This is a genomic window from Streptomyces tatrensis, assembly GCF_049310065.1.
Taxonomy (GTDB): domain Bacteria; phylum Actinomycetota; class Actinomycetes; order Streptomycetales; family Streptomycetaceae; genus Streptomyces.
The window spans coordinates 3,348,188-3,369,358 of sequence record NZ_JBMDLB010000011.1 but is presented as its reverse complement, the minus strand read 5'-3'; the positions used below and the strand labels follow the sequence as shown (position 1 = coordinate 3,369,358).

General features: G+C 71.3%; 17 protein-coding genes. All 17 read left to right on the top strand.

The annotated features are described in order from the left end of the window. Position 1: 1 nt before the first annotated feature. Entirely contained in the window at positions 2-343 is a 342-nt protein-coding gene (locus tag ACODT5_RS31085; protein ID WP_422522458.1) for a DUF4233 domain-containing protein, read from the top strand. Between the two features lie 210 nt (positions 344-553). Continuing rightward, positions 554-964, top strand: a complete 411-nt coding sequence (ndk, locus tag ACODT5_RS31080; protein ID WP_422522457.1) for a nucleoside-diphosphate kinase — start codon at positions 554-556, stop codon at positions 962-964. A gap of 296 nt (positions 965-1,260) precedes the next feature. Continuing rightward, entirely contained in the window at positions 1,261-2,280 is a 1,020-nt protein-coding gene (locus tag ACODT5_RS31075) for a rod shape-determining protein (protein WP_069923827.1), read from the top strand. Between the two features lie 252 nt (positions 2,281-2,532). Further along, positions 2,533-3,480 carry a rod shape-determining protein MreC gene (mreC, locus tag ACODT5_RS31070; RefSeq protein ID WP_422522456.1) on the top strand — a complete coding sequence of 316 codons (948 nt, stop codon included), beginning with the start codon at positions 2,533-2,535 and terminating at the stop codon, positions 3,478-3,480. Positions 3,481-3,492: 12 nt separating this feature from the next. Next, positions 3,493-4,197 (top strand): rod shape-determining protein MreD, encoded by a 705-nt coding sequence (gene mreD, locus ACODT5_RS31065; protein WP_422522455.1) that lies wholly within the window; start codon positions 3,493-3,495, stop codon positions 4,195-4,197. A 13-nt stretch (positions 4,198-4,210) separates the two neighbouring features. After that, a complete protein-coding gene (gene mrdA, locus ACODT5_RS31060) occupies positions 4,211-6,391 on the top strand; it encodes a penicillin-binding protein 2 (protein ID WP_422522454.1) in 2,181 nt (726 codons plus the stop codon). A gap of 15 nt (positions 6,392-6,406) precedes the next feature. Then, positions 6,407-7,609 carry a rod shape-determining protein RodA gene (gene rodA, locus ACODT5_RS31055; protein WP_422522453.1) on the top strand — a complete coding sequence of 401 codons (1,203 nt, stop codon included), beginning with the start codon at positions 6,407-6,409 and terminating at the stop codon, positions 7,607-7,609. Between the two features lie 119 nt (positions 7,610-7,728). Beyond that, a complete protein-coding gene (locus ACODT5_RS31050; RefSeq protein ID WP_422522452.1) occupies positions 7,729-9,273 on the top strand; it encodes a CYTH and CHAD domain-containing protein in 1,545 nt (514 codons plus the stop codon). A 73-nt stretch (positions 9,274-9,346) separates the two neighbouring features. Continuing rightward, positions 9,347-11,272 carry a TIGR03960 family B12-binding radical SAM protein gene (locus tag ACODT5_RS31045; RefSeq protein WP_243334824.1) on the top strand — a complete coding sequence of 642 codons (1,926 nt, stop codon included), beginning with the start codon at positions 9,347-9,349 and terminating at the stop codon, positions 11,270-11,272. A 167-nt stretch (positions 11,273-11,439) separates the two neighbouring features. Further along, positions 11,440-11,670: a type II toxin-antitoxin system VapB family antitoxin gene (locus tag ACODT5_RS31040; RefSeq protein ID WP_422522451.1), complete on the top strand. Its 231-nt coding sequence runs from the start codon at positions 11,440-11,442 to the stop codon at positions 11,668-11,670. Further along, positions 11,658-12,089, top strand: a complete 432-nt coding sequence (locus tag ACODT5_RS31035) for a PIN domain nuclease (protein ID WP_422522450.1) — start codon at positions 11,658-11,660, stop codon at positions 12,087-12,089. Before ACODT5_RS31040 ends, ACODT5_RS31035 begins: the two co-directional genes overlap by 13 nt. A gap of 51 nt (positions 12,090-12,140) precedes the next feature. Next, positions 12,141-13,220, top strand: a complete 1,080-nt coding sequence (locus tag ACODT5_RS31030; RefSeq protein ID WP_422522449.1) for a hypothetical protein — start codon at positions 12,141-12,143, stop codon at positions 13,218-13,220. 136 nt (positions 13,221-13,356) lie between these two features. Continuing rightward, the gene (locus ACODT5_RS31025; RefSeq protein ID WP_422522448.1) at positions 13,357-14,148 is read left to right on the top strand and encodes a TIGR03936 family radical SAM-associated protein; all 792 of its coding nucleotides are present in this window, start codon (positions 13,357-13,359) and stop codon (positions 14,146-14,148) included. Positions 14,149-14,389: 241 nt separating this feature from the next. Further along, the gene (locus ACODT5_RS31020) at positions 14,390-18,415 is read left to right on the top strand and encodes an Rne/Rng family ribonuclease (protein WP_422522447.1); all 4,026 of its coding nucleotides are present in this window, start codon (positions 14,390-14,392) and stop codon (positions 18,413-18,415) included. Positions 18,416-18,897: 482 nt separating this feature from the next. Then, positions 18,898-19,218, top strand: coding sequence for a 50S ribosomal protein L21 (gene rplU / locus ACODT5_RS31015; protein ID WP_112446572.1), 321 nt, complete (start codon positions 18,898-18,900; stop codon positions 19,216-19,218). A gap of 13 nt (positions 19,219-19,231) precedes the next feature. Further along, positions 19,232-19,486 carry a 50S ribosomal protein L27 gene (rpmA, locus tag ACODT5_RS31010; protein ID WP_030013081.1) on the top strand — a complete coding sequence of 85 codons (255 nt, stop codon included), beginning with the start codon at positions 19,232-19,234 and terminating at the stop codon, positions 19,484-19,486. Between the two features lie 181 nt (positions 19,487-19,667). After that, the gene (gene obgE, locus ACODT5_RS31005) at positions 19,668-21,110 is read left to right on the top strand and encodes a GTPase ObgE (protein WP_422522446.1); all 1,443 of its coding nucleotides are present in this window, start codon (positions 19,668-19,670) and stop codon (positions 21,108-21,110) included. Positions 21,111-21,171 lie beyond the last annotated feature (61 nt).

Genomic DNA, 21,171 nt, shown 5'->3' with positions numbered 1-21,171 from the left:
GATGCGCACGCTGTGTGCTTCGACGCTGATCGCCGAGTTCTTCGTGATCGGCTTCGCCGGGCTGGTTGCCATGAAGGGCGACCTGAGCCAGGCCGCGGTCTGGACGGTCTGCGGGATCGCGATGCTGGTGTTGGTGCTGCTGTGCGGGATGCTCTCGCGCCCCGGGGCCGTCCAGATCGGCTGGGCCCTGCAGATCGGGCTCGTGCTGAGCGGCTTCGTCGTGCCGATGATGTTCATCCTGGGCGTGGTGTTCGCCGGTCTGTGGTGGTGCTCGATCCGCTACGGCCGCCGCATCGACGAGATCAAGGCCCGCTGGGCCGCCCAGAGTGAGGCTTCGGCCTGAGCTCGCACGGTGCGCTGGCCGGGTGCTTGACTGGCACCTGGTCGGCGCCCGCCTCCCCGCCGCTGCGGGGGTGAACCGACCTTGCCCTTGCGCTCGCCGTACTGGGCGTCCTGCTCCCCGCCGCTGCGGGGACCCGGGGGCGAGGCGCCGGCTACACCTGACCCCTGTAGCCTCGGGTAACCGCACCCGTATGCCGCAAGGAGTTACAACATGACCCAGCGCACGCTCGTCCTGCTCAAGCCGGACGCGGTCAGGCGTGGCCTGGTGGGCGAGATCGTCGGCCGCATCGAGCGCAAGGCCGGTTGGACGATCTCGGCGCTGGAGCTGCGCACGCTCGACCGGAGCATCCTGGAGCAGCACTACGCCGAGCACGTCGGGCGCCCGTTCTACGAGCCCCTCATGGGCTTCATGGCCAGCGGCCCGGTCGTGGCCCTGGTCGTCGAAGGGGAGCGCGCGATCGAGGGTGTCCGCCAGTTGGCTGGACCCACTGACCCGATTGCCGCCGCGCCCGGCTCCATCCGGGGCGACTTCGGTACCGTCACCCGGGAGAACCTGATCCACGCCTCGGACTCCGAGGAGTCCGCGGAGCGGGAGCTGAAGCTGTTCTTCCCGGCGCTGTGATCACTCTTTTCTGACGCAACATCAGCCGAATAGCGCTCATGACCTGGGGCGACCGAAGTAATTTCGGTCGCCCTCCGGTATTACCGGGCACATTCGGGAACGCATGGACAGGACACGACGTCACCACTATGGGGGCGGTTATCCGTTCCGGCGGGCTTGCCGGAGTCCCGTCGCGCGGTGCCCGTACTTGCGGCACTACGATGGGGCTTCCACCCACACACCCACCTCGCCGACCTGACAGCAGCCGCTATCAACTGGAAGGCCAGACGCTCCTCATGGGGAACAAGGGGAACAACATGTCGTTCATCGGCCGTGACATGGCGATCGACCTCGGGACCGCCAACACGCTGGTGTACGTGAGGGGCCGGGGAATCGTCCTGAACGAGCCGTCCGTGGTCGCCATCAACACGAACACCGGTGGCATCCTGGCGGTCGGCTCCGAAGCCAAGAAGATGATCGGGCGCACGCCCGGCAACATCGTCGCCGTGCGGCCCCTCAAGGACGGCGTCATCGCCGACTTCGAGATCACCGAGCGGATGCTCCGGTACTTCATCCTCAAGATCCACAAGCGCCGTTACCTGGCCCGCCCGCGCGTCGTGGTCTGCGTACCCTCCGGCATCACGGGAGTGGAGCGCCGCGCCGTCATCGAGGCGTCCACGCAGGCCGGTGCCCGCCAGGTGCACATCATCGAAGAGCCGATGGCCGCCGCCATCGGAGCGGGCCTGCCCGTCCACGAGGCCACCGGCAACATGGTCGTGGACATCGGCGGCGGCACCACCGAGGTGGCCGTCATCTCCCTCGGCGGAATCGTCACGGCACAGTCCATCCGGGTGGCCGGCGACGAGCTCGACAACGCGATCATCCAGCACATCAAGAAGGAGTACTCCCTCCTCCTCGGTGAGCGCACCGCCGAGCAGATCAAGATCACCATCGGGTCGGCCTACGACCTCGACAAGGACGAGCACACCGAGATCCGCGGCCGCGACCTGGTCTCGGGCCTGCCCAAGACCGTCGTGATCTCGGCCGCCGAGGTCCGCAAGGCGATCGAGGAGCCGGTCAACGCGATCGTCGACGCCGTCAAGACCACCCTCGACAAGTGCCCGCCGGAACTCTCCGGCGACATCATGGACCGCGGCATCGTCCTGACCGGAGGCGGCGCCCTGCTCCGCGGCCTCGACGAGCGGCTGCGCCGCGAGACGGGCATGCCGATCCACATCGCCGAGGACCCGCTCGACTCCGTCGCGCTCGGATCCGGCAAGTGCGTAGAGGAGTTCGAGGCGCTCCAGCAGGTCCTGGACGCCCAGCCCCGGCGCTGATCCGGCCCGCCGCACGACGGTGGAACACAAATGATCCGCCGTACGGGTGCTACCGGGCCCGTGCGGCGGATCGTTGATATACAGGCAAGGCCCGGTGCGAGCCCCGGCTCCACTGGAGCGGCTTCGCCGCACAGCCCGGTGCAAGCACCGGCTCCACTGGAGCGGCTTCGCCGCACAGCCCGGTGCAAGCACCGGCTCCACCGGAGCGGCTTCGCCGCACAGGTATCTATGAGGAAGGCACGGCCGCCGCACGTGAGGGACACACGAGAAAGCCGGCTGCTCCTGGTGCTTCTGATCGCCATCGCGTTCGCTTTGATCACGGTGGACATCAGGACGGGTGAGGAGTCTCCGGTCGACGGTGCCCGACAGGCCGCCGCAGCGGTCTTCGGACCCGTCGAAAAGGGCGTGGCGAAAGGGGTCGACCCGGTCGCCAACGCCATAGGGGCGGTACGGGACTCCGGCGAGCGGCACAACCGCATCGCGACGCTGGAGCGCGAGAACGCGGCGCTCAAGGCCAAGCTGGGCAGCGACGACCAGACCCGCAGCCGGATCCGCGAGCTCGACGAGATGCTCAAGCGGGCGGGCGCGGGCCAGTACGGCATCAAGGGCGCCGAGGTCATCGCCATAGGAGCGGCCCAGGGCTTCTCCTGGACCGTCACCATCGACGCGGGCAGCAAGGACGGCATCCAGCGCGACATGACCGTCCTCAACGGGGACGGACTCGTCGGCCGCGTCGCCACCGTCGGCCCCGACACCGCCACCGTGGTCCTCGCCAACGACCCCGACTTCACCGTCGGCACCCGTCTGGAGAAGACCGGCGAACTCGGCTTCGCCACCGGCCAGGGCGACCGGGAGCTCTCCGTACAGATGCTCAACGGCAAGGCCAAGATCAACACCGGCGACCGGCTCGTCACCTTCGGCTCGCGGGGCAACAAGCCCTTCGTGCCCGGCGTCCCGATCGGCGAGGTGATCAAGGTCGACCCCTCGCGCGGCGACCTGACCCGGACCGTCTGGGTCCGCCCCTTCGTCGGCTTCTCCCGCCTGGACATCGTCGGCGTCGTGGTGATGCCCCCGCGCGAGGACCCGCGCGACGCGGTCCTGCCGCCGAAGCCCGAAGCGCCCAAGCCCACCCCGACGGTCACCGTCACGGTCACCCCGTCGCCCGGCGCGTCCGCGTCCGGCAAGCCGGCCGAGGACTAGGAGCCGATCATCATGCGTTTCAACCGGATCCTGCTCTCGGGCACGCTCGTCGTGGTCGCCCTGATCGTCCAGGTCTCCATCCTGGGCCGCCTCCAACTCCCCGGAGCCGTCCCCGACCTGGTCCTGCTCACCGTCGTCGCCCTCGCACTCGTCTACGGGTGCGTCAGCGGCGCCCTCATCGGCTTCGCCGCCGGCCTGCTCACCGACCTGGCCCCGCCCGCCGACCACGCCGCCGGCCGCTACGCGCTCGTGCTGTGCGTCATCGGCTACGTCGCCGGCCTGGTCCGCCCCGACACCGGGCGGTTCCGCTCCGCCTGGGGCCCGATGCTCACCGTCGTCGGCGCCGCCTTCGCCTCCACCCTGCTCTACGCGAGCGTCGGCGCCCTGGTCGGCGACACCGCCGCCCGCCACGTGGGGCTGACCGGACTGCTGTTCACCGCGGTCCTCTACGACCTGCTGCTCGCCCCCTTCACCGTGCCGTTCATCATGGCCCTGGCCCGCCGCGCGGAGAACGACCCGATGGCCGTCGAGGCCAACGGCGGCCCGCCCGCGGGCAAGGACATCGCCTCCGGCTGGCTGGCCGGCGGCACCGGACTGCGGATCGGAAGCCAGCGCGGCGGCCTGCGGATGAAGACGGCCCGCAGCCGCGCCAACCGGGCCGGCCGGATAAAGGGCGTCAAGGGAATCAAGGGTGTGAAGAGCGTCAAGAAGCTGTGAGGGAGGAGTCCACGTGACCAACATTCCGGAGACCGGCCGTACCTCCCGGGTGCAGATCCGGCTCGTGATCATCCAGATTCTCGTCTGCTCGATGTTCCTCACCCTCGGCGGCCGGCTCTGGTACCTCCAGATCCGCAACGGCGCCGAGTACTACCACGAGGCCAAGAGCAACCACGTCCAGCGGGTCGTCCAGCCTGCCGTGCGCGGGACGATCCTCGACGCCCGGGGCGTAGCCCTAGCCGACAACGAGACCCGTCTGGTCGTCTCCACCAGCCGTACCGCGCTGATGAAGATGAAGGACCGCGGCCAGGCCGTCATGACCCGCCTCGCCGGCGTCCTGGACATGACCCCCAAGGAGGTCATGGAGAAGGTCCGCCTCTGCGACTCCCAGACCCCCGCGCCCTGCTGGAACGGCTCCCCGTACCAGCCGATCCCGATCACCCTCGACGCCACCACGCAGCAGGCACTGCAGCTGCGCGAACGCCCCGAGGAGTTCCCCGGCGTCACCGCCGAGCCCGTCGCCGTCCGCCGCTACCCGGCTCCCGGCGGGGCCCGTACCTCCCAGGTGCTCGGCTACCTCTCGCCGGTCACCGACGAGGAGATCCAGAAGGCCAAGGACACCGACTCGCCGCACCTGCGCTCCGATCAGGTCGGCCGCTCCGGGATCGAGCGCACCTACGACAAGTACCTGCGCGGCAAGGCGATGGTCACCTCCTACGAGGTCGACAACCTCGGCCGGGTCATGCACCAGACCGAGTCCGACGCGGGCGTGCCCGGATCCACCCTCGTCACCAGCATCGACGCCCGGGTCCAGTCCGTCGCCGAGTACGAGCTCCAGCTGGCGATGAAGACGGTCCGCCAGGAGACCGACAAGATCACCGGCCGCAAGTACGAGGGCGACTCGGGCGCCGTCGTCGTCATGGAGACCAAGACCGGCCGGGTCGTCGCGATGGCCTCCCAGCCCGACTACGACCCCAACGCCTGGGTCGGCGGCATCGCCGCCAAGGACTACGCCGCCCTCACCAGCGAGGGCTCCAACTACCCGCTGCTCAACCGGGCCATCCAGGGCCAGGCCCCCGCGGGCTCCATCTTCAAGGTGGTGTCCGCGAGCGCGGCCGTCCGGGCCGGATACGCCTTCGACGACAAGTACAACTGCAGCGCCTCCTACAGCATGGGCAACCGCAGCTTCGCGAACTTCGAGTCCAAGGGGCACGGCCCCATCACCCTCGGCGAGGCCCTCAAGTTCTCCTGCAACACCGTCTTCTACGCCCTCGGGCACAAGGAGTGGCAGCGCGACGGCGGGCTCAAGCCCAAGAAGGACGCCCACGACTGGTTCTACCGGACCGCCCGCGAGTTCGGCCTCGGCTCCGAGACCGGGATCGACCTGCCGAACGAGGTCACCGGCCGCATCCCCGACCGGGGCTGGAAGAAGGGCTTCTGGGCGGCCAACAAGGACTCCTGGTGCAAGCAGGGCAAGAAGGGCGGCACCTACGTCGAGCAGATCGCCTACGAGAGCTGCCTCGAAGGCAACCAGCTCAAGGCGTTCGACAGCATCAACTTCGCCATCGGCCAGGGCGACGTCCTGGTCACCCCCATCCAGATGGCCACCGCCTACGCCGCCATCAGCAACGGCGGCACCCTCTACGACCCCACGGTCGGCAAGGCCGTCATCAGCGCCGACGGCAAGCACGTCGAGTGGATCAAGCCGAGGTCGCACGGCAGGCTGCCGGTCGACGCCAAGACCGTCAAGGACCTCGACAAGGGCCTGCGCATGGTCGTCGAACCCGGCGGCACCGCCGCCTGGCGCTTCGGCGGCTGGCCGCTGGACAAGATCCCGATGCGGGCCAAGACCGGCACCGCCCAGGTCTACGGCAAGCAGACCACCTCCTGGCTGGCGACCTACACCGACGACTTCACCATCGTCATGACCATCTCCCAGGGCGGCACCGGCTCCGGAGCCTCCGGCCCCGCCGTCCGCAACATCTACAACGCCATCTACGGCCTCGACATGGCGGGCAACCAGGACCTGAAGAAGGCGCTCCTGCTGGGACCGGAGAAGAAGCTGCCCAGGATCCGCCCCGACGGCGGCATCGATTCCCCCGAGATCCGGCCGTACGTACCCCCGTCCCCGGAAGAACTGGCGCCGCCCGCGCTGGCCGGCCCGCAAGCCCAGCGCCCCGCGCAGCACGACTGAGTACCGAGGACCGACATGCAGACCGCCAACAAATTCTCCGTAGCCCGGTACGCGCCGGAGCAGCGGGGAGCGATGGCCAAACTCACCGCCCGCGACTCCGTGGTGCGCCGGCTCGACTGGCCGATACTCCTCTCGGCGCTCGCCCTCTCCCTCATCGGCGCCCTGCTGGTGTGGTCGGCGACCCGCAACCGGACCTCGCTGAACAACGGGGACCCGTACTACTTCCTCTTCCGGCACGCCATGAACACCGGCATCGGCCTCGTGCTGATGATCGGCACGATCTGGCTCGGCCACCGCACCCTGCGCGGCGCCGTACCGGTCCTCTACGGGCTCTCCGTCGTCCTGATCCTCGCCGTGCTCACCCCGCTCGGCGCCACCATCAACGGCGCCCACGCCTGGATCGTGGTCGGCGGCGGCTTCTCGCTGCAGCCCTCCGAGTTCGTCAAGATCACGATCATCCTGGTCATGGCGATGCTGCTCGCCACCCGGGTGGACGCGGGCGACCTCGCCCACCCCGACCACCGCACCGTCGTCAAGGCGCTCTGCCTGGCCGCCTTCCCCATGGGCATCATCATGCTGATGCCCGACCTCGGCTCCGTCATGGTCATGGTCGTCATCGTGCTCGGCGTCCTGCTGGCCTCCGGCGCCTCCAACCGCTGGGTGCTGGGCCTGCTCGGCTCCGGCGCCGGCGGGGCCATCCTGATCTGGCAGCTCGGCGTCCTCGACGAGTACCAGATCAACCGCTTCGCGGCCTTCGCCAACCCCGAGCTCGACCCGGCCGGCGTCGGCTACAACACCAACCAGGCGCGCATCGCCATCGGCTCCGGCGGCCTGACCGGCTCCGGCCTCTTCAAGGGCTCGCAGACCACCGGCCAGTTCGTACCGGAGCAGCAGACCGACTTCGTCTTCACGGTGGCGGGGGAGGAGCTGGGCTTCGTCGGAGCCGGGCTGATCCTAGTGCTGCTCGGGGTCATCCTGTGGCGCGCCTGCATGATCGCCCGCGAGACGACCGAGCTGTACGGCACGATCGTGTGCGCCGGGATCATCGCCTGGTTCGCCTTCCAGTCCTTCGAGAACATCGGCATGACCCTCGGGATCATGCCCGTGGCCGGACTCCCGCTGCCGTTCGTCTCCTACGGAGGATCCTCGATGTTCGCCGTGTGGGTGGCCATCGGGCTGCTCCAGTCGATCAGGGTGCAGCGGCCGATGTCGGCTTGACGCGGTGCCGGGTCGGGCTGCGGGCCCGCCCGGCTCGATCCCTCGGTTCCCGGGCCGGTTTTCCGCCGCACCGGCCGTTTCCCTTCCCGCCGCATTCCGTTCAGGACTACGTTCGATCCATGGCGGACACGAAGCGCGAGATCGAGCGCAAATTCGAGTTCAGGAGCATCAAGGCCGGACGGCGCGGGGTCCCGGACCTGACGGGCACGGCCGCCATCGCGGCCGTCACCGACCAGGGCACGGCCGAGCTCGACGCCGTCTACTACGACACCCCCGACCAGCGGCTCGCCGCCGACGGGCTCACCCTGCGCCGCCGCACCGGCGGCAAGGACGCCGGCTGGCACCTCAAACTGCCCGTCGCCCCCGGCGTGCGCGACGAGATCACCGCCCCCCTCGGCGACACCGTCCCGGACGCGCTGACCGCGCTGCTGCGCTCCCGCATCCGCGACACCCCGCTGGAACCACAGGTCAGGCTCCTGTCCTCGCGGAGGCTCAGCCACCTCCTCGACGCCAATGGCGCCCTCCTCGCGGAGCTGTCCACGGACGCGGTACTGGCCGAGCGCGCCGACGCCACCGCTGCCTGGACCGAGGTGGAGGTCGAGCTCGCCGACGGCGCCGACCCGGCGCTGCTCGACGCCGTGGAGAAGACCTTCCGCAAGGCCGGACTCCGGGTCAGCGACGCCCCCTCCAAGCTCGCCAGGGCGCTGACCGAGACCGGCGGGGAGCCCCCGGTCCGGACGGCCGGCCCCGGCGCCGGTGCCGACACCGGCCCCGGCCCCGCCGGGGGCACGGCCGGCGCGCACGTGCTCGCGTACCTGCGCGAACAGCGCGACACCCTCATCGCCCAGGACCCCGCCGTACGCCGGGGCCTGCCCGACTCCGTCCACCAGATGCGGGTCGCCACCCGGCGGCTGCGCAGCGCCTTCAAGACCTACCGCCGGGTCCTGGACCCCGCCGAGACCGGCCCGGTCGGCGAGGAGCTCCGCTGGCTCGCCGCCGAGCTCGGTGTCGACCGCGACCAGGAAGTACTGCTCGAGCGGATCCAGACCCGGCTCGACGAACTCCCGCGCACCCTGGTGCTCGGCCCGGTCCGCGGCCGCCTCAAGATCTGGAACGTCGCCCGGCGCACCGGTTCGCGCCGCGCGGCGCTGGCCGCGCTCGACAGCAGGCGCTACGTGGCCCTGCTGAACGCCCTCGACGCCCTGCTCGCCGACCCGCCGCTCGGCAAGGCCGCCGACCGGCCCGCCGAAACGGTCCTGCCCGAGGCCGTCCTGCGGGACTACGAACGCCTCGCCGCCCGGATCGAGGGCGCCCTGTCCATGGACCCCGGCGAAGCCCGCGACCTGGCCCTGCACGAGGCCCGCAAGGCCGCGAAGCGCACCCGGTACGCGGCCGAGGCGGCGGCCCCCGCCCTCGGCAAGACCGCGCGCCGCCTGGCCAGGGCGGTGAAGGCCGTCCAGACCCTGCTCGGCGACCACCAGGACGCGGTCGTCGCCCGCGACGCCCTGCGCGGCCTCGCCGTCCAGGCGGCCGGCGCGGGGGAGTCCTCCTTCACCTGGGGCCTGCTCTACGGCCGCGAGGAGGCGCTGGCCGCACACCGCGAGCGGGAGCTGCCGCAGGTGTGGGCGGCCGCCGCGGGCCCGGCGGCGGCGGTGCGCGGCTGATCGTGCGGGCGGGGGCGCTCCGGGCCCCGGGGTACGCTTGAGAGTCGCCCCCTGCCCGCTTCACGAAAGTCGCGTGATGACCGAGTCGGTCTTCCCTCAGCTTGAGGCCCTGCTTCCGCACGTCCAGAAGCCGATCCAGTACGTCGGCGGTGAGCTCAACTCCACGGTCAAGCCGTGGGAGAGCGCCGACGTCCGCTGGGCGCTGATGTACCCGGACGCGTACGAGGTCGGGCTCCCCAACCAGGGCGTCATGATCCTGTACGAGGTGCTCAACGAGCGCGAGGGCGTCCTCGCGGAGCGCACGTACAGCGTGTGGCCGGACCTCGAAGAGCTGATGCGCGAGCACAAGGTGCCGCAGTTCACCGTGGACAGCCACCGCCCCGTCTCGGCCTTCGACGTCTTCGGGCTCTCCTTCTCCACCGAGCTCGGCTACACCAACATGCTGACGGCGCTGGACCTCGCGGGCATCCCGCTGGAGGCGAAGAACCGTACGGTCGACCACCCCATCGTGCTCGCGGGCGGCCACGCGGCCTTCAACCCCGAGCCGATCGCGGAGTTCATCGACTGCGCGATCATCGGAGACGGCGAACAGGCCGTCCTCGACATGACCGAGATCATCCGCGCGTGGAAGGCCGAGGGCCGCCCGGGCGGGCGCGAGGAGGTCCTCCTGCGCCTCGCGAAGACCGGCGGCGTCTACGTCCCGGGCTTCTACGACGTCGAGTACCTGCCGGACGGCCGCATCGGCCGCGTGGTCCCGAACCGCTCGGGCGTGCCGTGGCGGGTCAGCAAGCACACCGTCATGGACCTCGACGAGTGGCCCTACCCCAAGCAGCCCCTGGTCCCGCTCGCCGAGACCGTCCACGAGCGGATGTCCGTGGAGATCTTCCGCGGCTGCACCCGCGGCTGCCGTTTCTGCCAGGCCGGCATGATCACGCGCCCCGTGCGGGAGCGAAGCATCACCGGCATCGGCGAGATGGTGGAGCGCGGGCTGAAGGCCACGGGCTTCGAGGAGGTCGGCCTCCTGTCCCTCTCCTCGGCGGACCACACCGAGATCGCGGACATCGCCAAGGGCCTGGCCGACCGCTACACGGACGACAAGGTGGGCCTGTCCCTCCCGTCGACCCGCGTGGACGCCTTCAATGTGGACCTGGCCAACGAGCTGACCCGCAACGGCCGCCGCTCCGGTCTGACCTTCGCCCCCGAGGGCGGCTCCGAGCGCATGCGCAAGGTCATCAACAAGATGGTCTCGGAAGAGGACCTGATCCGTACGGTCGCCACGGCCTACGGCAACGGCTGGCGCCAGGTGAAGCTGTACTTCATGGTCGGCCTGCCGACCGAGACCGACGAGGACGTCCTGCAGATCGGCGACATGGCGGTCAACGTCATCGCCAAGGGCCGCGAGGTCTCCGGCCAGAACGACATCCGCTGCACCGTCTCCATCGGCGGCTTCGTCCCCAAGCCGCACACCCCCTTCCAGTGGGCCCCGCAGCTGTCGGCCGAGGAGACGGACGCCCGCCTCGGCAAGCTCCGCGACAAGCTCCGCGGCGACAAGAAGTACGGCCGCTCCATCGGCTTCCGCTACCACGACGGCAAGCCCGGCATCGTCGAGGGCCTCCTGTCCCGCGGCGACCGCCGCATCGGCGACGTCATCCGCGCCGTGTACGAGTCGGGCGGCCGCTTCGACGGCTGGCGCGAGCACTTCAGTTACGACCGCTGGATGCAGGCTGCGGAGAAGACCCTCCCCGCCCACGGCGTCGACGTGGCCTGGTACACGACCCGCGAGCGCACCTACGAGGAGGTACTCCCCTGGGACCACCTCGACTCCGGTCTGGACAAGGACTGGCTGTGGGAGGACTGGCAGGACGCCCTCGACGAAACCGAGGTCGAGGACTGCCGCTGGACGCCTTGCTTCGACTGTGGCGTGTGTCCTCAGCTCTCGACGGAGATCCAGATCGGCCCGACGGGCAAGAAGCTGCTGCCGCTGTCGGTCGTGAAGTGACCTGCGGCTGAGGCCGGCCGGCCGCCCCTGTCTATGCCCCCCACCGGGAACGGTGGGGGGCATATTCATTCGACCGCCGGTTAATCGTTCCTGCGGTTGACGCCTGCGGATATCCTTGAATGGTGCCCGAAGGAATACTCCGGGCTTGCTGCCAGGAGGTGGCCCGTATGGCCAAGACCGTGATCGACATCAACGAGGAAGCCCTCGCACTCGCGATGGAAGCCCTCGGGACCACCACTAAGAAGGACACGGTCAACGCGGCGCTGGAGGAAATAGGAGCACGGGTCCGCAGGCAGCGAGCTCTGGAAGCCCTCATCAAGCTCGACGAAGAGGGCGCATTCGACAAGGGGCGGGAGCCCGGATTCAAGGCGGAGGTGCGCGGGCCGTGGGGGAACTGACCGAAGGAGACTTCCTCATCGACACCTCCGCCGCGCACCGGATCACCCTCCCGGGGCCGTTCTCCACATGGCGGCCCGCACTGGCCGGTGGACGCATCGGCATGTGCGCGGTGACCGAGGTCGAGGCCCTGTACTCCGCCCGCTCGGCGGCCCAGTACGCGCAGATGCGGCAAGCGTTCACGGACCTGTACGTGTGGCACGAGATCCCGGACGACGTCTGGGCCAGGGTCGGTGCCGCGCAGAGCGCCCTGGCCGAAGCCGGGTGCGTGCGCTCCGCAGGCGTCGTCGACCTGGTCGTGGCGGTGACCGCCGCACGGCACCGGCTGACGGTGCTGCACTACGACCGGGACTTCGAGACGCTCGCCAAGCACATCGATCTGCGCACCCGTTGGCTCGCCGAACCGGGCTCCATCGACTGACGGACGGCAGTTTGGCGCAACGGTCCCGGGCCGTGGTGTGTCCTTAGCGGTATGGAACTGGAGAAGGCGCTGCCGGCGCCGCAGGGGGACGGCTGCCTGGTGGGGGTCGTGCGGATTCCCGTCAAGATCGTGGCGGTGCTGGTCGTACTGCCCCTGCGGGTGGTCTGGGACCTGCTCGTCGCCTTCGCGCGGATGCTGAACCGGAACGTCCTCGGGCCGCTGGGGCAAGGACTGCGGTGGCTCTGGGAGCGGGCCGTGCTGCCGGTGCTGCGGGGGACCGGGTGGCTGATCGGGGCCCTGCTCAAGGTGGTCTTCTACTGGCCCTGGGTGGGTCTCTGGCGGTACGTCATGCGCCCGGTGGGGCAGGCCGTTTACGCGTATCTGCTGCGGCCGGCGGGTGTGGGGCTCTGGCGCTACCTGCTGGTCCCGGTCTGGGAGTACGGGCTGCTGCCCGTCGGCCGGGCCGTCGCCTGGCTGCTCGTGGGCACGGTCCGGTACCTGCTCGTGCTGCCGGCCGGCGCGCTGTACCGGTACGTCCTCGCCCCCGTCGGGCACGGACTGCGGTGGCTGGCCCGGGGGTTCGCGACGGGCGTGGCCTGGCTGGGCAGGGCCCTGTTCGTCTGGCCGTGGGTCGCGCTGTGGCGGTATCTCGTACGGCCCGTGGTGGTGGGGGCGTGGCGGTACCTGCTGGCGCCGGTCGGGCGGGGGGTGTGGGCGTACCTGCTCGTGCCGCTCTGGCAGCTGCTCGTCGGGGCCTGGCACCTGGCGGGGCGGGTGAGCCGGGCGCTCGGGCGCGGGCTGGTGTGGCTGTGGCGGTGGGGTGTGGTGCGGCCCGCCGGATGGGTGCGCCGCCGCGTGGTCACCCCCGTCGGGAACGTGCTGCGCGCCGGGTGGGCCGTCGGCCGTCGCGCCGCCCGTGCGGTGCACCGGCAGGCGATCGCTCCCGTCGGCCGTGCGGTCGGCGAGGTGTGGCGGACCTCCCGCCTCGCGGTGCGCGAGGCGCGGGCCGACGTACGGCGGGCACTGTTCGGAGGCCCGCCCCGGGAACCAGCGAGGTCACAGACGCGTACTCTGGGTAGTAACAGGGCCGCAGGCGACACGCCCGCCCCCGAGATCTCCCTGCAGAAGTGAGCAGGGGTGAGCCGGAGGGCAGGCGAGGCCGGCAGGCCCCACAGACCTCAGGGCGACGCGCGAGCCGCGGAGCCCCGCACAAGGAGATGAACCACTGGGCAAGCGACAGCCCGAAGGCCCGCCTCCCGCACCGGTAGTGCAGCGCATCCGCCTGCGCTACACCAAGCGCGGCCGCCTCCGGTTCACCAGCCACCGGGACTTCCAGCGCGCCTTCGAGCGGGCCCTGCGCCGCTCCGAGGTGCCCATGGCGTACTCGGCCGGCTTCACCCCGCACCCGCGCGTCTCGTACGCGAACGCGGCCCCGACCGGGACCGGCAGCGAGGCCGAGTACCTGGAGATCGCCCTCGCCGAGCCCCGCGACCCCGCGGTGCTGCGCGAGCTGCTCGACGAGTCGATGCCCGTGGGCCTCGACATCATCGACGCCGTGGAGGCACACACCTCCGGTCTCGCCGACCGGCTGACGGCCTCCGTTTGGGAGCTGCGCCTGGAGGGCGTGGAGCCCGCGGACGCGCAGAAGGCGGTCGAGGCCTTCCTGGCGGCCGAGGCCGTGGAGGTCCAGCGCCGCACCAAGAACGGCATGCGGACCTTCGACACGCGCGGCGCCGTGGTCAGCCTGGAAGTGGTTCCGGTCACGGCCGTAGCAGAGGCTGATAGGCCTCTGGACAATGCTTGTGCGATACTGCGGCTGGTTGTTCGGCATTTGACACCTGCCGTTCGACCCGACGACGTCCTGTCCGGTCTCCGAGCTGTGGCCGACCTAACGCCGCCGGTCCCCGCTGCGGTGACCAGGCTGGCGCAGGGGCTCTTCGACGAGGAGTCCGGCACGGTGACCGACCCGCTCGCGCCCGACCGCGAGGCTGTCACGACCGCCCCACCCACGGCGGCCGTAACCGCCGACGCGAAGGCGCCGGAAGGTCCCGCCGCGTAAGGATCGTCGTCGTCGCGCAGCCCTGGGACTCGGGAGCCACCTGGGTCGGGCCGCGCACAGACCTGAAGACTTGAAGACTTCCGCCAGGCCGTACGGACTACACGTACGGAACCGGCGGCCATTGAACTGAGCTCCCGTGTGGCGAACGCGCCCCGGAGGCCGGCTCCGCGCTCATTACGCGGAGCCGTGCCGGACCGGAAGTCAGCCGCGGCGCCCGGGAGCGTGACGGGAGAAACCCCGCATGCTCAACAGCGAAAACGACAACACCGCCAAGAACGGCGCCGCCGACAGTGGCAGCCCGAGCGACAACCTGCCTCCGCGCAGGCGCCGGCGCGCCGCGTCCAGGCCGGCGGGCCCGCCCGGCGGGGCCGTAGCCGCCGCCGAAGCCGCTCCCGCGCCCGTGGTGGCCGCGGTTCCCGCCGAGGAGGCCGCCCCGGCCCGTACCCGCCGCCGTGCGACCCGCGCCGTTGCCGCCCCCGAGGCGTCCGCCGCCGAGGTCGTGGTCGAGGCTCCCGCGGCCGCTCCGGCCGCCGAGGCCGTCGAGGAGGCCGCTGCTCCCGCGCCGCGTGCCCGTCGCCGTGCGACCCGCGCCGTGACAGCGCCCGAGGCGCCGGTCGCCAAGGCTCCCGTCGCCGCCGCTCCTGTGGCCGAGGTCGTCGAGGAGGCCGCTGCCCCCGCGCCGCGTGCCCGCCGTCGTGCCACTCGCGCCGTGACCGCCCCCGAGGCGCCCGCCGCCGAGGCCCCGGTGGCCGCCGCCCCCGTGGCCGAGGTCGTCGAGGAGCCGGCTGCTCCGGCTCCGCGTGCCCGTCGCCGTGCCACTCGCGCCGTGACCGCCCCTGAGGCGCCCGTCGCCGAGGCCCCGGTCGTCGAGGCCCCCGTGGCCGCCCCGGTCGCTCCCGTGGCCGAGGTCGTCGAGGAGGCCGCTGCTCCGGCTCCGCGTGCCCGCCGCCGTGCCACCCGCGCCGTGACCGCCCCCGAGGCGCCCGCCGCGGAAGCCGCCGAGGCCGTCGTGGCCGAGGCTCCGGCTCCGGTCGCCGCCAAGGCCACCGTCACCGTCGCCGACGCCGTGGACTCCCCGAAGCGCGGCGGCCGCCGCCGCGCCACCCGTTCCACCACCGCCCCGGCCGCCGCCGCGCAGCCCGTGGCTCCGGCCGCCGCCGAGGCCCCCGCCGCCGAGGCCCCGGCCCGTGGCCGCCGCGCCGGGCGTCCCGCCGTCGCCGTGTTCCAGGCCCCGGTGTTCGCCGAGCCGATGTTCCAGACCCCGGAGACCGCGGCCATGATGGCCGCGGCCGCCGCTGCCGCCGCCCCGGCCGAGGAGGTCGAGGAGGAGGAGCTCGACCTCGTCGACGCCGAGGTCGAGATCGAGGCCGCCCCCGCCCCGCAGCCGGCCGGCCGTCGCCGCCGCCGTGGCCGCGGAGCCGCCGCCGAGACCGCCGCACCCGTGGCCCCGGCTCCGGCCGCCGCCGCGCCGTCCGGCCCGGTCACGCTGGCCGACGTAGAGCTGGTCGAGGAAGAGGCCGAGACCGAGGCCTACGAGGACGAGACCGACGAGTCGGGCGACCGCCCGTCGCGCCGTCGCCGCCGCGGTGGCCGTCGCCGCCGTCGCGGTGAGGCCGCCGACCTCGACGAGTCCGCCGAGGAAGAGGCCGAGGCCGAGTCCGCCGAAGAGGCCGACGAGGAAGACGCCGAGGACGACGAGGAGAACGGGGCCCTCGGCTCCAGCTCCAGCCGTCGCCGCCGGCGCCGCCGCCGTCGCAGCGGTGACGGTGGGACGGACGCCGACGCGGCCGAGGACGACGGTGTGCGCACGGTCGTCAAGGTCCGCGAGCCGCGCCCGGCGCGCGAGCGCTCGGAGTTCGTCGCCGGCTCCACCTCCTCCGACGAGGTCCAGTCCATCAAGGGCTCGACCCGCCTGGAGGCCAAGAAGCAGCGCCGCCGCGAAGGCCGCGAGCAGGGCCGTCGCCGCGTCCCGATCATCACCGAGGCCGAGTTCCTGGCCCGCCGCGAGGCCGTCGAGCGCGTCATGGTCGTCCGCCAGTCCGGCGAGCGCACCCAGATCGGCGTCCTCGAGGACAACGTGCTCGTCGAGCACTACGTCAACAAGGAAGAAGCCACCTCGTACGTCGGCAACGTCTACCTGGGCAAGGTCCAGAACGTGCTGCCGTCCATGGAGGCCGCCTTCATCGACATCGGCAAGGGCCGCAACGCCGTCCTGTACGCCGGTGAGGTCAACTTCGAGGCGCTCGGCATGGCCCACGGGCCGCGCCGCATCGAGGCCGCCCTCAAGTCCGGCCAGTCGGTCCTGGTGCAGGTCACCAAGGACCCGATCGGCCACAAGGGCGCCCGCCTGACCAGCCAGGTCTCGCTGCCCGGCCGCTACCTGGTCTACGTGCCCGAGGGCTCGATGACCGGCATCAGCCGCAAGCTGCCCGACACCGAGCGCGCGCGCCTGAAGACCATCCTCAAGAAGATCGTCCCCGAGGACGCGGGCGTCATCGTGCGCACCGCCGCCGAGGGCGCGAGCGAGGACGAGCTGCGCCGCGACGTCGAGCGCCTGCAGGCCCAGTGGGAGGACATCCAGAAGAAGTCGAAGCAGATCTCGACCTCTTCGCCGAGCCTCCTGTACGGCGAGCCGGACATGACCGTCCGCGTCGTGCGCGACATCTTCAACGAGGACTTCACCAAGGTCATCGTCAGCGGTGACAGCGCCTGGGAGACCATCCACGGCTACGTGAACCACGTGGCCCCGGACCTGGCCGACCGGCTGAAGCGCTGGACCTCCGAGGTGGACGTCTTCGCGACGTACCGGATCGACGAGCAGCTCGCCAAGGCGCTCGACCGCAAGGTGTGGCTGCCCTCGGGCGGTTCCCTCGTGATCGACAAGACCGAAGCGATGATCGTCATCGACGTCAACACCGGCAAGTTCACCGGTCAGGGCGGCAACCTCGAAGAGACCGTCACCAGGAACAACCTGGAGGCGGCCGAGGAGATCGTGCGTCAGCTGCGGCTGCGCGACCTCGGCGGCATCGTGGTCATCGACTTCATCGACATGGTCCTGGAGTCCAACCGCGACCTGGTCCTGCGGCGCATGCTGGAGTGCCTGGGCCGTGACCGCACCAAGCACCAGGTCGCCGAGGTGACCTCGCTGGGTCTGGTCCAGATGACCCGCAAGCGGGTGGGCCAGGGTCTGCTGGAGTCCTTCTCCGAGACCTGCGTCCACTGCAACGGCCGCGGCGTCATCGTGCACATGGAGACCCCGACCGTGGTCGGCGGCGGTGGCAACGGCAAGCGCTCCAAGCGCCGCGGTGGCCAGGCCGGACACGAGCACGACCACGAGATCGAGGCCGTGGACACCGCCGAGGGCGATGACTACGAGATCGAGACCGAGGCGGAGCTGGCTGCCGAGGTGGCTGCCCCCGTGGCGCTGCCCGAGCCCTCCTTCGTCGCCGACGAGGAGCTCTACAGCAGCCCGGCCGAGGCCGAGGCCGCTGCCGGAGGAGTGAGCGGGCGCCGCAACCGCCGCCGCGCCACCCGCAAGGCGACCGCTCCGGCGGGCGCCCCGCGCGGTGCGGCTGCCCAGGCTCCGGCCCCGGTGGCCGAGCCGGTGGTCGAGGTCGTCGAGGTCATCGAGCCCGAGGTCGTCGTCGAGGTCGCCGAGATCGTCGAGGCCGTCGTCGCGGAGCCGGTCGTGGAGGAGGCCCCCAAGGGCCGCACCCGCCGCCGTGCCACCCGTAAGGCGACCGCTCCGGCGGGCGCCCCGGCCGAGGCCGTCCAGGCCCCGGAGCCGGTCGTCGAGGCCCCCGTGGCCGAGCCGGAGCCCGAGGCCGTCGTCGAGGCCGAGCCGGTCGTCGTGGAGACCCCGGCCGAGCCCGTCGAGGCCGCGCCGGCCCGTCCGCGTCGCCGTGCCACCCGTAAGGCCACCGCTCCGGCCGGTTCCCCGGCGGGCGCGGAGGCGGCCGTACTGGTCGTCGAGGCGCCGGTCGAGACGCCGGTGGAGACCCCGGCCGAGGCTGTCGTCGAGGAGGACGCCCCGGCGGCCCCCGCCAAGAAGGCGGTCCGCAAGACGGCCGCCAAGAAGGCGACCACCACGACCGCGGCGAAGAAGGCCCCGGCCAAGAAGGCGGCGGCCGTGAAGAAGACCGCCGCCAAGAAGACGGCGACGGCCAAGACGGCCGCGAAGAAGACGGTCACGAAGCGGGCGACGAAGAAGACCGCGGCGGCGGAGCAGCAGACGCTGCCCTCCGTCTCGGCTCCGACCGAAGCCTGATCCGTGGATCCTGCTCCACCCGGCCCCGCCCGGCACCGCATGCGGTGCCGGGCGGGGCTTTTTCCGCAGGACGTACGCCCACGGCGGCTGCGCGCCGCCACAAGGGCGCTGCGCGTCCCCGGAACGCAGCGGGGCGGGCACCGGGCCACGGCGGGATGGCGTACCCGTAGGCGGCCCGCGGGCGGCCTACAGCGGGTTACCGACCAGGCGTGCACCGTGCGGTCGGCCCCGGCACAGAGCCCGCGGGCGGCGCCGGGCGAAGGCGTTCCGGCCCTGCGGGGCCCCGCTCCGGACCCCGGTTTGACCCCTCCGACCGGGCCCCGTAACCTAGGTCGCTGGCGTGTCTATGCACACGCCAATCCACTGAGCACCTCACCTCCCGTACCGCCGCCTCGCGGCTGGGACGGGGGAGGCCGGCCTGCGGTTCACGCGGGGCCGGCTGGCTTCAGGGGTTCCCGATTTCGAGTGAGAGAGAGATCCGCGTGTACGCCATCGTGCGCAGCGGTGGTCGCCAGCACAAGGTTGCTGTCGGCGACATCGTTGAAGTTGACAAGATTCCCACTGCCAAGGTTGGCGACACGGTCGAGCTCTCGACCCTGCTCGTTGTCGACGGCGAAGCCGTGACCAGCGACCCGTGGGTCCTGGCCGGCGTCAAGGTCACGGCCGAGATTGTGGATCACCACAAGGGTGTCAAGATCGACATCCTGCGTTACAAGAACAAGACCGGCTACCGCCGTCGCCAGGGTCACCGCCAGCAGTACACGGCGATCAAGGTCACCGGTATCCCCGCGGCTGCGAAGTAAGAGGGACTGAGACATGGCACACAAGAAGGGCGCATCGTCCACCCGGAACGGGCGCGATTCCAACGCTCAGCGGCTCGGCGTGAAGCGCTTCGGCGGTCAGGTCGTTTCCGCTGGTGAGATCCTCGTCCGCCAGCGCGGCACCCACTTCCACCCGGGTTCGGGTGTCGGTCGTGGTGGCGACGACACGCTGTTCGCGCTGCAGGCCGGTTCGGTCGAGTTCGGCACGCACCGTGGCCGCAAGGTCGTCAACATCGTTCCGGCCGCCTGATTCAGCTCCTGCTGATCTGAAGCGTTCGTAACACCCCGAGGGCGGATCTCAGCTCTTTCCGGCGCGAGCCGGGAAGAGAGGTCCGCCCTCGGCGCGTTGTCACATAGACACGTTTAATGGGTAGCAAGGCCTACCCGCCCGGGCTTTCCGGGTTATTCCCGCTGTATCTGGAGGAACAACCATGACCACCTTCGTGGACCGCGTCGAGCTGCACGTCGCCGCGGGTAACGGGGGCCACGGCTGCGCCTCCGTTCACCGGGAGAAGTTCAAGCCGCTCGGCGGCCCCGATGGCGGTAACGGCGGCCGTGGCGGCGACGTCATCCTGGTGGTCGAGCAGTCGATCACCACCCTGCTGGAGTACCACCACAGCCCCCACCGCAAGGCCACCAACGGCAAGCCCGGCGCGGGCGACAACCGTTCCGGCAAGGACGGCGAGGACATGATCCTGCCGGTGCCGGACGGCACCGTCGTCCTCGACAAGGAGGGCAACGTCCTCGCCGACCTCGTCGGCCAGGGCACCACTTACGTGGCCGCCGAGGGCGGCCGCGGCGGCCTCGGCAACGCGGCGCTCTCCTCCGCCCGCCGCAAGGCGCCCGGCTTCGCGCTCCTCGGCGTACCCGGCACCGGCGGCGACGTCATCCTGGAGCTCAAGACCGTCGCCGACGTGGCGCTGGTCGGCTTCCCGAGCGCCGGCAAGTCCTCGCTGATCTCGGTGCTCTCCGCGGCCAAGCCGAAGATCGCCGACTACCCCTTCACGACGCTCGTCCCGAACCTGGGCGTCGTCACCGCCGGCTCGACGGTCTACACGATCGCCGACGTCCCGGGCCTCATCCCGGGCGCCAGCCAGGGCAAGGGCCTCGGCCTGGAGTTCCTGCGCCACGTCGAGCGCTGCTCGATCCTCGTGCACGTCCTGGACACCGCCACCCTGGAGTCCGACCGCGACCCGCTCGCCGACCTCGACGCCATCGAGGAGGAGCTGAAGCTCTACGGCGGCGGCCTGGAGACCCGCCCGCGCCTCGTCGTCCTCAACAAGGTCGACATCCCCGACGGCCAGGACCTCGCGGACATCGTCCGTCCGGACCTGGAGGCCCGCGGCTACAAGGTCTTCGAGGTCTCCGCGGTCTCGCGTACGGGTCTGAAGGAGCTGTCCTACTTCCTCGCCGAGGTCATCGCGAAGTTCCGCGCCCGTACGCCGAAGCAGGAGGCGACCCGCATCGTCATCCGGCCGAAGGCCGTGGACGACTCGGGCTTCACCATCGCCTACGACGAGGCCGAGGACGTGTACCGCGTGCGCGGCGAGAAGCCGGAGCGCTGGGTCCGCCAGACCGACTTCAACATCGACGAGGCCGTCGGCTACCTCGCCGACCGCCTCAACCGCCTCGGCGTCGAGGCGGCGCTGAAGAAGGCCGGTGCCCGTGCGGGTGACGGCGTCGCCATCGGTTCCGACGACGACGCGGTCGTCTTCGACTGGGAGCCGATGATGATGGCCGGCGCCGAGATGCTGGGCCGCCGCGGTGAGGACCACCGTCTGGAGGCCCCGCGTCCGGCGACCACGCGCCGCAAGGAGAAGGAAGCCGAGCGGGATTCCGCACAGAAGGAGTACGACGAGTTCCGTCCCTTCTGACGGATGCCGTAGCCGAAGGCGGCGGCCGGGTCTCCGGCCGTCGTCACAGGCTCGTCACAGG